Here is a 13,033-nt window from a genome sequence, read left to right as displayed (position 1 = left end):
CGGCCCTGCTTTCGCCCTAGAGTCGTGCGCACCGACCCCCGGGATGGTGCGGGGCGCCGCGTAGGCGTACGCGCCCGGCGAGCACCATCGCGGCCTCCCGCGCGGCTCGCCGGGCCACTCCCGCGGCCCGTGCGCCCGCACGGTCGAGGACCGGCCCGGTCGGCGTCCTCCGGGGAGCGCCGCCGACCGGGCCAGGTGCTCCGTCAGACCAGGTCGACGAGGTCCGCGATGGAGTCGACCACCTTCGACGGCCGGTAGGGGAAGTTCTCCACCTGCTCCGGCCGGGTCAGGCCGGTGAGGACCAGGAACGTCCGCATCCCGGCCTCCATGCCGGCCAGGACGTCGGTGTCCATCCGGTCGCCGATCATCGCGCTGCTCTCGGAGTGGGCCCCGATGGTGTTGAGCCCGGTGCGCATCATCAGCGGGTTCGGCTTGCCCGCGAAGTACGGGGTCCTGCCGGTCGCCTTGGTGATGAGCGCGGCCACCGCACCGGTCGCCGGGAGCGGGCCCTCGGTGGAGGGGCCGGTCTCGTCGGGGTTGGTGCAGATGAAGCGGGCGCCGTCGTTGATGAGCCGGACCGCCTTCGTCATCGCCTCGAACGAGTACGTTCGCGTCTCGCCGAGGACGACGTAGTCGGGCTCGTGGTCGGTGAGGATGTACCCGATGTCGTGCAGCGCGGTGGTGAGACCCGCCTCGCCGATCACGTACGCCGACCCGCCCGGACGCTGGTCGTCCAGGAACTGGGCGGTGGCGAGCGCGGAGGTCCAGATGTTCTCGATCGGGACTTCCAGGCCCATCCGGCGCAGCCGGGCGTGCAGGTCGCGCGGGGTGTAGATCGAGTTGTTGGTGAGGACCAGGAAGGGCCTGCCGGACTCGCGCAGCTTCTTGATGAAGGCGTCGGCACCGGGGATCGGCACACCCTCGTGGATCAGCACCCCGTCCATGTCGGTGAGCCAGGATTCGATCGGCTTGCGGTCTGCCATGTGCACAATCTCCTGCCGGTACGCGTACGCGATCCTCCGTGCACCCCACCCTAACCGCGCCCCCCTCCACGATCCGCGGGCAGTCACGCCCCCGCCCTCCGCGCTCTGCGCTCCGCGCTCCGCGCTCCGCGCTCCGCGGGCAATCGTGCCGCAGGGCGGCACGGGTGGGCGCGACGGCACCCCCTCCGCCCTCCGCGGGCAGTCGTGCCGCAGGGCGGCACGGGTGGGCGCGACGGCACCCCGCCGACGCCGGGCTGCGCCACCACCCCCCGCCCCACCCCAACCCCGGGCACGACGGCACCCACCCGCGCCCCGGCGCCCCGCGCTCCCGCGCTCCCGCGCCCCGCGCCCCGCGCTCCCGCGGGCAATCGTGCCGCAGGGCGGCACGGGTGGGCGCGACGGCACCCCGCCGGCGCCGGGCTGCGCCACCACCCCCGCCCAGCCCCAACCCCGGGCACCCGCAAGCACCGGCACGAGCACCCACCAGCCCCCCACCCCTTACGCATCCCCCCGTCCAAACACCGGCGCCAACACCAACTGCGCCGCCCCCTCGTCAATCCCCCGAAAGCTCGCCCGCACTACCACCCCCGCATCCCCCGCCCGCCGAGCCCGCCCCTCCACCACAGCCGCCACCCCCCGCACGAACACCCCCCGCGACGCCTCAACCGCCCGCCCCCCGAGCAGCACGCAGTCGATGTCCAGCAACCCCACCAAATTCGCCGCCCCCACCCCCAGCACCCTCGCCGCCTCAGCGAGATCCCCCCGCCCGACGGCCCCGAGGCACAACGCCTCGACACACCCCCGCGCCCCGCACGTACACACCGGCCCGTCCAGCTGAATCACTTGGTGCCCGAACTCCCCCGCCCCGGTCCTCGCCCCCCGGTAGACGCTCCCCCCGATCACCAGCCCCGCCCCCAGCCCCGTACCGAGGTGCAGATACGCGAACGAGCCCCCCTCGCCACCGACCGCCAGCCCCAGCGCCGCCGCGTTCGTGTCCTTGTCGACGACGACCGGCATCCCCAGCCGCTCGGCCAAGGCGTCCCGCAGCGGAAAGCCGTCCCACTCGGGAAACCCCGTCACCCGGTGCAGCACACCCCGCCGGTGATCGAGCGGCCCGGGCAGCGCGACCCCGACCCCGAGCAACGACCGCCCCCCGCCCGCACCCTCCCCCAGCGCCTCCACCACTCCACACACCCCCGCCAGTACGGCCTCCGCCCCCGCACCCAGATCCAGCGGCGCCCGCCTCCGCGCCACCACCGCCCCGTCGAGATCGACCAGCACCGCCCGTGTCTCGTCCCGGTCCAGGTGCACGCCCACCGCGTGTCCCGCCTCCGGCACCAGCCGCAGCACCGTACGCGGCTTGCCGCCGGTGGACGCCCGGCGTCCCGCGTCCGCCGCGAGCCCGTCCTCCCGCAGCCGGGCCGTGATCTTGCTGACCGCCTGGGGGGTGAGCCCGGTGCGCTCGGCGAGCTCCAGCCTGCTGATGCCCTCCGCTCCCGCGGTCCGCAGCAGGTCCAGTACGAGCGCGGCGTTGTGACTGCGCAGCGCCAGCACATTCGCCCCCAGCAACCCCCCGCGCCTCCCGCGCCCCTCCCGCACCGCGCCGCTGCCGCTGCCCTCGTTCGTCCTCTTCACCCGCCCATTCTCCCTCCCGCTTGCACTTTGGCAACAGCGTTGCGAAAGTAGGGGCATGACTGGCACTCCCCTCCGCGTCGGCCTCGTCGGCTACGGCCTCGCGGGCTCCGTGTTCCACGCCCCGCTGATCGCCGCGACCGAGGGCCTCGCGCTCGACACGGTGGTCACCTCGAACCCCGAGCGGCAGCGGCAGGCCCGCGCCGAGTTCCCGGACGTACGCGTCGCCACCACGCCCGGCGAGCTGTTCAACCGCGCCGGCGAACTGGACCTGATCGTCATCGCGTCCCCGAACAAGACGCACGTCCCGCTCGCCACCACCGCGCTGGAGGCCGGTCTGCCGGTCGTCGTGGACAAGCCCCTCGCGGGCACGGCGGCCGAGGCGCGCGAGCTGGCGGCGCTCGCCGAGGAGCGCGGCCTGCTCCTCTCCGTCTTCCAGAACCGCCGCTGGGACAACGACTTCCTCACCCTGCGGGAGCTCATCGACAAGGGCGACCTCGGCGAGGTCCACCGCTTCGAGTCCCGTTTCGAGCGCTGGCGTCCGCAGCTCAAGGGCGGCTGGCGGGAGTCCGGCGACCCGGCGGAGATCGGAGGCCTGCTCTACGACCTCGGCAGCCACGTCGTCGATCAGGCACTGGTCCTCTTCGGCCCGGTGACCTCCGTGTACGCGGAGTCGGACATCCGCCGTGAGGGCGCGCGGACCGACGACGACACGTTCATCGCGCTCACGCACGCGAGCGGTGTCCGCTCCCACCTCTACGTCTCCGCGACCACGGCCCAACTCGGCCCCCGCTTCCGCGTCCTGGGTTCGAAGGCCGGCTACGTCAAGCACGGCCTGGACCCCCAGGAGGCGGCCCTGCGCGAGGGCCTGCGCCCCGCCGCGCCCGGCACCGACTGGGGCACGGAGCCCGAGGAGCTGTGGGGCCGCGTCGGCTCCGGGGAGTCCCCGGTGACCGGCGGCGGCACCCCCGTACCGACCCTCCCCGGCGACTACCCGGCCTACTACGCGGCCGTGGCGCGGGCCCTGCGCTCCGGCGCCCCCAACCCGGTGACCGCGCTGGAGGCGGCCGCCGCCCTCGACGTACTGGAAGCGGCCCGCCGTTCCGCCCAGGAGAAAGTGACGGTGACCCTGTGACCACCCCCACCGTGGAGGAACTGGAGGAGCAGGAACGCCGCCTGGTCTTCCGCCAGTTCACGTACGACGACGCCTGGGCGCTCGGCTCCCTGCTGGTGGGGATGGCGCGCGAGCGCCGGGCCCCCGTCGCCATCGACATCCACCGCGCCGGCCAGCAGCTCTTCCACGCCGCCCTGCCCGGCTCCGCCCCCGACAACGACGCCTGGATCGCCCGCAAGCGCCGGGTGGTGGAGCGCTACGGCGCCGCCTCCTACCTGGTGGGCGCCCGCCACCGCGCCAAGGGCACCACCTTCGAGGCCTCCTCCCGCCTGGACCCCGACACCTACGCGGCCCACGGCGGCTCCTTCCCCATCAGGCTCGAGGACACAGGAGTCATAGGCGCGATAACGGTCTCCGGCCTCCCCCAACTCGAGGACCACAACCTCGTAGTAGAAGCCCTGGAGCACTTCCTGACCCAGGCCGGGAACAACTAGGGGCGCGGGACTGTTCCGATGTGCGGCTCCGCCGCGTGGGCGCAAAGGGGGGTCTGGGGGCGCAGCCCACAGGGACGGGACGGGAAGGGGCGGCGGGGGCGAAAACCCCACAACCGCCCCCCACCCACCTCAGCCCGCCACAAGCACCTGCCGCTGCCGCCCCAGCCCCCCGATCTCCAGTTCCACCACATCCCCCACCCGCAAATACACCGCAGCCGCACCCCGCCCCATGGCCACCCCCGCCGGCGTCCCGGTATTCACCACATCCCCGGGATAAAGCGTCATGAACCGACTGACATACCGGACGACCTCCCCCACCGAGAAGATCTGCTCCGCCGTCGTCCCGTCCTGCTTCAACTCCCCGTTGACCCACAGCCGCAGCGACAGCCCCTGCGGATCCCCGACCTCATCCGCCGTCACCAGCCACGGCCCCAGCGGATTGAACGTCTCGCAGTTCTTCCCCTTGTCCCACGTCCCGCCCCGCTCGAGCTGGAACTCCCGCTCGGACACATCGTGCGCGACGGCGTACCCCGCGACATGCGCGAGCCCGTCCTCCGCCGACTCCAGATACCGCGCCGTACGCCCGATCACGACCGCCAGCTCGACCTCCCAGTCGGTCTTCACCGACCCCCGCGGCACGAGCACCGCGTCGTCGGGCCCGACCACCGTGTCCGCCGCCTTCAGGAAGACCACCGGCTCGGCTGGCGCCTCGGCCCCCGTCTCCCGAGCATGGTCGTGGTAGTTCAGCCCGATGCACACGACCTTCCCGATCCGCCCCACCGGCGGCCCGATCCGCAGCCCCGTCCCGTCCAGCACCGGCAGCTCACCGGTACCGGCGGCGGCCCTGATCCGGCCGAGCGCCGCCTCGTCGGCGAGCAGCGCTCCGTCGATGTCGTCGACGAGGCCGGACAGGTCGCGCAGGGTCCCTTCGCTGTCGAGCAGTGCGGGCCGCTCCTGCCCCGCCGTACCGACTCGCAGCAGCTTCATGGTGACGTCTCCCTCGATCGCGGGGCCCGTCCGATGAGAACGACCCGGATGCGGCGAGGCGCAGCCACCGGAGGACTGTTCGATCCTCCAAGGCGGCGTACCACTCCGCAAGACCCCGTTCACGTACTGGACCGCCCGGCCGGCGCGTTCACCGGTACAGCACGGCGCGTTCCACCACGCTCCACGTCGTGCTCGTCACCATGTACAGCGCGGCGGCGAGCGGCAGGACGGCGACGGTGACGAGGGTGAGGAAGGACATGAACGGCATCACCTTGGTCACGGCCCCCAGCCCCGGCACCTGCTGCCCGTCATCCGCCCCCGCACCCGCGCCGACCGCCACCGCGTTGGCGGCCATCATCCGCCGGGACAGCCGGTAGCCGAACCAGGCGACGACCGCGACGACCGCGAACAGCACGACGTACACGAGCCCGGCCCCGCCGAACACCCCGCCGCCGGCGAGCGCGTCCGCCCACCGTCCGCCGAGCGGCGCGTCGAACAGCCGGTGGCCGAGGAGTTCGTTGGCGCGTCCGCCGATCGTCTCGCTGGAGAACAGGTGGTACAGCAGGAAGAACGCGGGCAGCTGGAACAGGCTGGGCAGGCATCCGGACAGCGGCGACACCTTCTCCCGGGTGTGCAGTTCCAGGACGGCCCGCTGAAGTTTCTCGGGGTCGCGGCGGTGCTTGCGGCGCAGTTCGGCGATGCGCGGCTGGAGCGCCGTCCGGGCCTTCTGGCCGCGTGCGGCGGCCCGGGAGAGGGGGTGGACGAGAAGGCGTACGAGCGCGGTGAACAGGATGATCGCGGCGGCCGCGGCCGTGGCGCCGAACAGCGGCTGGAGCAGGTCGGCCAGGTGCTCGACCAGGCTGGCGAAGACGGACATGGGTGAGCCCTCCGGGGGTCTCGTCGTGCCGGAAGCGGGAAAGGCGGCATGACGACCCGCAGCGGGGCGCGGTGAGGTGAAGACCTTGCGGAAGTGCCCTACGCGGCGGTCGCCAGGAAGGCGTGTCCGGGCGCTCGGGGCCGGGTGCGCCCCTTGGCATCGGGGTCGCGCTGGGGCAGGAAGGCGGTACGCCGGTCACGGTCGCGCAGGGCCGTACGCACCCGGGTGCGCGGCACGGCGGGCGCACAGCGCGCGGCGACGAGCGAGCAGACGGCGAGCGCGCTCCCGGCCGCGGCGGTCGCGGCGAGCGCGACGTCGACGACGGAGAGCCCACCGGCGGCGGGCAGCAGCACGAGGAAGACCTGGAGCAGCGGCAGAAGCACGGCGGCGCAAACGGACCGCCCGGTCACCCGGCGACGTATCACTGACCGCCCCCTCCCTCCGCCACGTCCTGCCCTTCCCCTACCCGAGTTATACCGGACCGCTCGTCATACCGGTGGCGCTCCTCCCGCCCACCGATCACCGCACCACCACAACGTCCGGGACCCCGCCCCGGTTCCACCCCCGGCCAGACGACCCCGCGCACCCGCCACCCCCGGGCGCACCGCCCCGGAGCCCCGTCCGCCCACCCCGCGCCCTCACCTCCTGTCACCCCACGGCAGTACGGTGTCCCCCATGCGCCCCGACACGCCTGCCGAAAACGTCGACCACACCGCCGAAGCCGCCCGCCTGGAGCGGACCGCCGATCTCTACCCCGAGGACGCCGAGGCCCTGCTCCTGCGGGCCGCCGCCCACCGCGAACTGTCCGGCGACCGCCCCGCCGCGTCCGCCCTCTACGACCGCCTGCTGGCCTCGGACACCTCCCTGGACCAGCCGTACCTGGTCCGCGCGCTGAAGGCCTCGAACCTGTGGGAGTACGGCCACGAGGCGGAGGCCCGCGCGATCATCACCGGTATCCGCACGGCGGCCCCGCGCGACCCGGCCCCCTGGGTGATCGTCGCGGAGTCCCTGGAGTCGCACGACGAGCTGGAACAGGCGCACGACACGTTCACGCAGGCGGTACGCCTCCTCCTGACCGACGCCGGCACGGACGGTCCGAAGCCCCCGCGCGGCACCCACCCGCTCCTCTTCGGCCGCCACCGCGTCCGCAGGATGCTCGGCGCCGCGCACGACGAGTGGGACGCCCTCGCGGACACCGTCCACACCCTCCCGATCACCCTGGACGAGCTGCACGACCCCAAGCGCGTGTGGTCCCTCGGCTCGGAGAACCCGGCGGAGCTGGAGGCGGAGATCGTCCGTCTGCGCGCGGAACTCGGCGCGTACCGCGAGGCCCTGTCCCGCCCGTTCCCGGTCGCGGTCCTGCACTGGCCGGCGACCGAACTGACGGAACTGACGGAGGCGTACCCCGCCCTCTCGGCCGAGTACCCCTCCTACGAGGCCCACCTGGCGACGATAGAGACGTCCCTGCGCGAACTCGCCGCCTCCGGCACCGCCAACCTCGGCATCGTCACCGGCACCGTCCCCTCCTACGAGGCCTTCGCCGCCTCCGAACTCACCACCCCCGAGGACCCGGCCCTCCTCCCCCAGTACGCGACCACCCTCGCCGCCCGCGGACGCGCGACGGCATGGCCCCCGGACCGCACGGCACCGTGCTGGTGCGGCTCGGAACGCCCGTACGGGGAATGCCACGGCACCGCCTGACCTCCCCCGCCGCGCTGCGCGCCCGTCCACCGCCTCCCGGTGAACGGCCGCACAGCGCTGCTCGCGTCCGTCTCCATGGACAGCTGGAGCCGGCGTCCCGGAGAGGCCATGGCTCAGCACGCCGACCGGCACTCACCGCCGCGCTTCTGAACCTGTCACCAGACGAACGTGGTCCAGCAGTTGGCGCGCGTCCGGACGGACGTACCGTCCTGCGTGCACGTCTCGATCATGCCCACGCGGGACATGTCGACGTCAGCCCCCGCCCCCGGGCCGTTGCCGCTGCCGTTGGAGTCGTACGCGTAGGCCAGTACGGCGTCACCGGAGGCGTTGTACGCCGTGGCCACGACCCGTCGCCCGTCCTTGGAGGTGTCCTCGACGTACATGAAGCCGTAGGTCGTGTCCAAGGTGGCGTGGCCCCGGTTGCTGGGGCTGGTGTAACAGCGGATCGTCTCCGCCGCGGCGGGTGTGGTGCCCAGGAAGAGCACCGCGCTGGCGACCATCCCGCCCACGGCGATGACACGCTTGCGTACGCGACTTCCCATTGTGCATTCCCCCTTGAGGTCCGTGTCCTTGGTGTTCGGTGGACTGCTGCGCTGCCTCAGCATGCCGAGCCGGCAACGTGCGGCCCTTGTCGGTTCGCGCACGGCGGTTGGAGATTCGCGACCGCTCCGTCCCGCAGGTTTCTGTAGTCGCGCGGCGGCATCCCGTAGGCGGCCCGGAACAGACGGCTGAAGTGGGCGGGGTCGGGGAAACCCCAGCGGGTGGCGATGGCCTGGATCGGGCGGGCGTGCAGGCGGGGGTCGGCCAGGTCGAGGCGGCAGCGCTCGAGACGGCGGTGGCGTATCCAGGCCGCCGGCGACGTCCCGTTCTCGGCAAACAGCTGCTGGAGATGGCGCAGGGAGATGTGATGGGCGTCCGCGATCGCCTGGGGGGTCATGGCCGGGTCGGCGAGGTGGCGCTCGACGAACGCGTTGATCCGGGCCCACAGGGCGATCCGGCGGGTCTCCGGGCTCAGCGCCTCTTCGGCTTCCAGAGAGCGGGCGATGACGGAGGCGAGGAGGTCCAGGGTGACCGAGGCGAGGGTGGGGACATCGGCCGGGGTGAACTCGGCGGCCCGCGTGTTGAGGTCGGCCAGCCAGCGGGTGAACACCCCTCCCATGCCGTGGCGCCCGCTGATCGGGACAGCGAGGAGGCGCTGAACCGTCTTCTCCGGCAGTGGCAGCAGCCCGCGAGGACACTGCATGGTCATGTGCGACCAACCGCCCGGAACGCTCCGGACATCGCCACGGTAGGGGCGACTGCTGTCCATCACCACAAGGTCACCGACACGCAGCGCCCTCTCACTGCCGCCGAAAGAAACAGTGCCCGCCCCACCGAGGAAGTAGTTGATCTGGTACGCCTCCGGGTCGGACCGCCGGATCAGCTTCTCCGTCCGCGCTATCTCCAGGTGCGGGTAGGCCAGGGAAGCCACCTGCACTTCCCCCAGGTCCAGGCCACGCATCCTGGCGCGGAAGTCGTCCTGGTCCTCGCTGCGCAGGCGATTGCGCATGTGCGACTGTTCCGTCGCCGCTTCCCACAGCGCGAACCGCTCCGGCGCTTCGACGACGCCCGTGCTGAACTCCGTCACCAGCATTCTCAGCCCCCGTAGCCGATTCCCTTGGGGCGAACGTGGCACGGGCGGAGGTGCGTAGGCCAGCAGCACTTCGGTCACTTTCGCCGCCCCGCGCCTCCTCGCCCTCCCCAACGACCGCACAGCCGGGCCCGGCTGTCGTTCACAGGGTGACGACGATCTTCCCCTGGGTGTGGCCGCGCTCGGCATCCCGGTGGGCTTCGGCGATCTCGTCCAGCGGGTAGGTCGCGGCGAGGTGGGGCGTGAACCCGCCCCGGGCCCCCAGCGCGGCACCCTCCGCGAGCACCGTCGCGTCGTTCTCCGCGTAGAGGTGCCGTACGCCGAGTTCGCCCGCGCGTGCCGCGTCGGCGACCGTCACGACGCGGTCCGCGTCGCCGGCGAGGGCGACGAGGTCGGGGAGCGAGCCGGAGGCGGCCACGTCGAGCACGGCGTCCACTCCGGCCGGGGCCAGTTCGCGGACCCGGTCGGCCAGTCCCCGGCCGTAGGTGGTGGGCAGGGCCCCCAGCGTGCGCAGATAGGCGTGCTTGCCCGTGCTCGACGTGCCGATGACGGTGGCGCCGCGGGCCACCGCCATGGCGACGGCGGCGCTGCCGACACCGCCGGCGGCCCCTTCGACCAGGAGGGTGCGGCCGGACAGGTCGCCGAGCGCGTTGAGCCCCGGGCCCGCGGTGGCGACCGCGAGCCCGGCACCGGCGGCCTGCTCCAGGGTCCACGGTTCCGGCACCGGGGCCCAGGCGGTCAGCGTGGCGTACTCCGCGGTCGCCCCGAATATCCCGCCGAGCCCGAAGACCCGGTCCCCGGCGGAGACGCCGGTGACACCCTCGCCGACCTCGTCCACCACACCGGCGGCGTCCCGACCGGGAATCGCCGGGAAGTCGACGGGGAAGTGCTCACGGACCTCCCCCGAGCGCAGCTTCCAGTCGACCGGGTTGACGCTGGCCGCGGTGACGCGGACACGGATCTCGCCGGGACCGGCGTGCGGCTCCGGGACGTCCTCGATGACGAGGACGTCGGCGGCGGGACCGTAGTCGTGGTAGCGGGCAGCACGCATCTCGCGCTCCTTGATCGGCGTTTACTTGCAGCGGAAACTAACCTAGAGCCCAAAACTTTCCGCGGCAAGTACCTAAGAGTCACTTCCCGCGGGAAAGTGACTCCGCGCTACGATCGCGCCTGTGGAAGCGCATGAGGAGCTCGCCCCGGCCGAGGCGGAGACGTGGGAGTCACTGCTGTCGGTGCTGCTCTGGCTCCCGGCGGCGCTGGACGGACGGCTCAAGCGACAGGGCCTGAGCCATCACGAGTTCCTGATCCTGTGGTGCCTGACGGAGCACCGGGGCAGCGCACGCACCATGAGTTCACTCGCGGAACTGTCCCGGGTCACCCCGTCACATCTGTCCCGTATCGCGTCCCGCCTGGAGCGACAGGGCTGGCTCGTCCGCGAGCCGGCCCCCTCCGACGCCCGCGTCACCATCGCCACGCTGACCGAGGCCGGCGCCCAGAAGTACGCCGAGTCGGCGCCCGGCTACTACGCGACCCTGCACGAGTACGTCTTCGACCTCCTCACCGAGGACGAGGCCGACCAGCTCGGCACCATCGCCGCGCGCATCGCGCAGTCCCTGGACCCCCGCGGAGCCTGAGCCGGCCATTCCGGGACCGGCACGAGTAGGCCGGTGTTCGCAGCACCGGCCGGGAAGGCACGCCCGTGCTCAGCTCAGTCAACGACGACGGCACCACCGCCAGCGGCTCCTCGCTGCGGACCGAGGTCACCCGCGGCGCCGGCTCCCGCACCGCCGCCCTGGCCATGGTCTTCAAGCTCGTCGTATCCGCCCAGCAGCGGTGGCGGACCGTGAACGCACCCCACCTCGTCGCCCTCCTCCGCGCCGGAACGCACTTCGAAGGCGGCCGACTGATCGAACGGACCCAGGAGGGGGCGGCATGACGGCTGTCGGTCTGCGGCCGGCCACCCCTGCGGACAGCGAGTACTGCTTCCAACTGCACAAAGCCGCCATGGGCGCCTACGTCACGGCCATCTGGGGCTGGGACGAGCAGGCCCAACGCGACTTCCACGCCCGTGTGTTCACTCCGGCCCGGTGGCAGATCATCACCGTCGACGGCACGGAGGCCGGCATGCTGCACGTCGAGCACCGGCCCACCGAGACCTACCTGGCGCGGATCGAACTCCACCCCGACCACCAGGGACGCGGAATCGGCGGTCAGCTGATCCGCGGCCTCCTGCACCAGGCCCGCCGCCAGGGACGGGACCTCACCTTGGACGTCCTCGTCGTCAACCAGCGGGCCCAGGCCCTCTACCGGCGACTGGGCCTGCATGAAGTCAATCGTCACGGCGAGAACGACATCAAGATCAGGATGTCCACCAAGCCGCCTCAGCCTGGGCCGAGCCACAGATCCTGACAAGGACTCGTCGCGGTCCTGCACACTCAGGCGTCCGGCAGCGGCTTCAAGCCGATCGACCTTCGCAGCGCATCCACGAGCGACCCTGCACGCACATCGTCAGCCCCTGCCGAAGGCGTCATCCTCTGCCGCACGGGCGCTGCGCAGCGCGCCGACGTAATAGCGCTGGCCGACAGAGCGCAGACCGGCATCACAGGCCATCCACCCGGTCATGTGGGACACCTGGGCCGCCGACGCGTACAGGCGAACGCGGACCCTGTCGGTGTACCGGCCGGCTCTGAGCAGACCTGTGACCAGGGCGAGATCACCACGTGCCTGTTCCAGTGCAGCGGCGCTCCCGCATCGACACAGGTTGACCTGAGAACGGTCCCCGCGACTCCGACTGTCGGCATCGACCTGGTGATTGATGCCGATCACCACCGCCGGGGCCTCGGTAGAGAGCTCTTCTCCCACGCCGAGAAGATCCTCTTCGCCCGGCCCGAGAAACTCCGCTTGGAGAGCTTCGCCGACAACGCGACGGCCAACGCCTTCTATGCAGCGTGCGGCTGGACGGTGACGGGGCGGCTGGTCTCGGAAGCGTCCACCAAGATCGAGTTCGTCAAACACCGCTCAAGAAGGCACCGCAGAGCGTCACCACCAGTCAGCACACCTCACCCGACGCAGCCGCAGTGGCCCGCAGCACATCCCTCACCAGCTCGAAGTAACCATCCTCGACCACTAGGCCTGCCATCAAGTACCCGCTCAGTTGATGGATCAAATACCTTCGGTCTACACCTGCCTCGTCGGCTACTTCCCGAGTATTGTGATTCTGCTGTATACGCACCATGTGCGTTCGTTCCGCCTGCCCTGCTTCGCGGACAACGGCCGCCGCCCTGCTGGGCGACTAGCCGGGGCACTGCCCGCTGAGTGAGCATGCCCAGCAACAGCAGGGCACGCCGCACGGAAGGGGATCAGGCAGGGCAATGAGGGGGGCATACGAGCGCTGGCATGAAGTTCTCGGTGGGGAGTTCTTCGGAGAAGGCCAAGCTTTTCGCAGTGCAGTCCTGTACGTCGATGACGAAGTAGCGCGGGATCTGGCGGAGGGTAATGACCTCGACACGACGCTACCCCAGGCCGTCGCCGGAGAGCTGAACTGGGATAACCCAGACAGGCCGCTACTCCATCGGATCAAGAGTGCCTGCTTTGCCTGGGCAAGTAGCGGAAGTT

General features: G+C 71.9%; 14 protein-coding genes and 2 pseudogenes. 7 read left to right on the top strand and 9 right to left on the bottom strand.

What is annotated here, in order from left to right:
• Window positions 1–203: 203 nt before the first annotated feature.
• Window positions 204–983: an HAD-IIA family hydrolase gene (locus ACZ434_RS00695; RefSeq protein WP_468450301.1), complete on the bottom strand. Its 780-nt coding sequence runs from the start codon at window positions 981–983 to the stop codon at window positions 204–206.
• Window positions 984–1,481: 498 nt separating this feature from the next.
• Window positions 1,482–2,618: an ROK family transcriptional regulator gene (locus ACZ434_RS00690; protein ID WP_468450299.1), complete on the bottom strand. Its 1,137-nt coding sequence runs from the start codon at window positions 2,616–2,618 to the stop codon at window positions 1,482–1,484.
• A 55-nt stretch (window positions 2,619–2,673) separates the two neighbouring features.
• Here ACZ434_RS00690 and ACZ434_RS00685 point away from each other — a divergent pair, with 55 nt between their 5' ends.
• Complete coding sequence (locus tag ACZ434_RS00685; RefSeq protein ID WP_468450297.1) at window positions 2,674–3,750, top strand: Gfo/Idh/MocA family oxidoreductase; 1,077 nt, start codon at window positions 2,674–2,676, stop codon at window positions 3,748–3,750.
• Window positions 3,747–4,223, top strand: coding sequence for a heme-degrading domain-containing protein (locus ACZ434_RS00680; protein WP_468450295.1), 477 nt, complete (start codon window positions 3,747–3,749; stop codon window positions 4,221–4,223). The genes ACZ434_RS00685 and ACZ434_RS00680 overlap by 4 nt, the downstream gene beginning before the upstream one ends.
• 129 nt (window positions 4,224–4,352) lie before the next feature.
• Here ACZ434_RS00680 and ACZ434_RS00675 read toward each other — a convergent pair whose 3' ends face one another.
• The 3 genes from ACZ434_RS00675 to ACZ434_RS00665 form a co-directional block, all read right to left on the bottom strand.
• The gene (locus tag ACZ434_RS00675) at window positions 4,353–5,210 is read right to left on the bottom strand and encodes a fumarylacetoacetate hydrolase family protein (protein ID WP_468450293.1); all 858 of its coding nucleotides are present in this window, start codon (window positions 5,208–5,210) and stop codon (window positions 4,353–4,355) included.
• A 148-nt stretch (window positions 5,211–5,358) separates the two neighbouring features.
• Complete coding sequence (locus ACZ434_RS00670; protein WP_468450291.1) at window positions 5,359–6,087, bottom strand: YidC/Oxa1 family membrane protein insertase; 729 nt, start codon at window positions 6,085–6,087, stop codon at window positions 5,359–5,361.
• Between the two features lie 98 nt (window positions 6,088–6,185).
• A complete protein-coding gene (locus ACZ434_RS00665) occupies window positions 6,186–6,512 on the bottom strand; it encodes a DUF6412 domain-containing protein (RefSeq protein WP_468450289.1) in 327 nt (108 codons plus the stop codon).
• Between the two features lie 250 nt (window positions 6,513–6,762).
• Here ACZ434_RS00665 and ACZ434_RS00660 point away from each other — a divergent pair, with 250 nt between their 5' ends.
• A complete protein-coding gene (locus ACZ434_RS00660) occupies window positions 6,763–7,788 on the top strand; it encodes an SEC-C metal-binding domain-containing protein (protein WP_468450287.1) in 1,026 nt (341 codons plus the stop codon).
• Window positions 7,789–7,943: 155 nt separating this feature from the next.
• Here the strand turns inward: ACZ434_RS00660 and ACZ434_RS00655 are convergent, their stop codons facing one another.
• From ACZ434_RS00655 to ACZ434_RS00645, 3 genes are all read right to left on the bottom strand, one after another.
• The gene (locus ACZ434_RS00655) at window positions 7,944–8,330 is read right to left on the bottom strand and encodes a hypothetical protein (protein ID WP_468450285.1); all 387 of its coding nucleotides are present in this window, start codon (window positions 8,328–8,330) and stop codon (window positions 7,944–7,946) included.
• A 56-nt stretch (window positions 8,331–8,386) separates the two neighbouring features.
• Entirely contained in the window at window positions 8,387–9,421 is a 1,035-nt protein-coding gene (locus ACZ434_RS00650; RefSeq protein ID WP_468450283.1) for an AraC-like ligand-binding domain-containing protein, read from the bottom strand.
• 139 nt (window positions 9,422–9,560) lie between these two features.
• On the bottom strand, window positions 9,561–10,469 hold the full coding sequence (locus tag ACZ434_RS00645; RefSeq protein ID WP_468450281.1) for an NADP-dependent oxidoreductase: 909 nt from the start codon (window positions 10,467–10,469) through the stop codon (window positions 9,561–9,563).
• Between the two features lie 121 nt (window positions 10,470–10,590).
• Between ACZ434_RS00645 and ACZ434_RS00640 the strand changes: the two genes are divergently transcribed.
• The 3 genes and pseudogenes from ACZ434_RS00640 (at window position 10,591) to ACZ434_RS00630 (ending at window position 11,827) form a co-directional block, all read left to right on the top strand.
• Window positions 10,591–11,052: a MarR family winged helix-turn-helix transcriptional regulator gene (locus tag ACZ434_RS00640; protein ID WP_468450279.1), complete on the top strand. Its 462-nt coding sequence runs from the start codon at window positions 10,591–10,593 to the stop codon at window positions 11,050–11,052.
• A 110-nt stretch (window positions 11,053–11,162) separates the two neighbouring features.
• Window positions 11,163–11,354: pseudogene (locus ACZ434_RS00635) on the top strand (IS256 family transposase); the annotation flags it as partial.
• Complete coding sequence (locus ACZ434_RS00630; protein WP_468450277.1) at window positions 11,351–11,827, top strand: GNAT family N-acetyltransferase; 477 nt, start codon at window positions 11,351–11,353, stop codon at window positions 11,825–11,827. The pseudogene ACZ434_RS00635 and the gene ACZ434_RS00630, both read left to right, overlap by 4 nt.
• Before the next feature lie 108 nt (window positions 11,828–11,935).
• Here ACZ434_RS00630 and ACZ434_RS00625 read toward each other — a convergent pair.
• Window positions 11,936–12,166, bottom strand: a pseudogene (locus ACZ434_RS00625) (transcriptional regulator); the annotation flags it as partial.
• Between the two features lie 60 nt (window positions 12,167–12,226).
• On the opposite strand from ACZ434_RS00625, the gene ACZ434_RS00620 reads away from it, so the two are divergent.
• Entirely contained in the window at window positions 12,227–12,733 is a 507-nt protein-coding gene (locus ACZ434_RS00620; protein ID WP_468450276.1) for a GNAT family N-acetyltransferase, read from the top strand.
• The last annotated feature ends 300 nt before the right edge of the window (window positions 12,734–13,033 follow it).

Source organism: Streptomyces sp. NPDC030893, from assembly GCF_055571535.1.
This window is presented reverse-complemented; position numbering and strand designations above follow the sequence as displayed.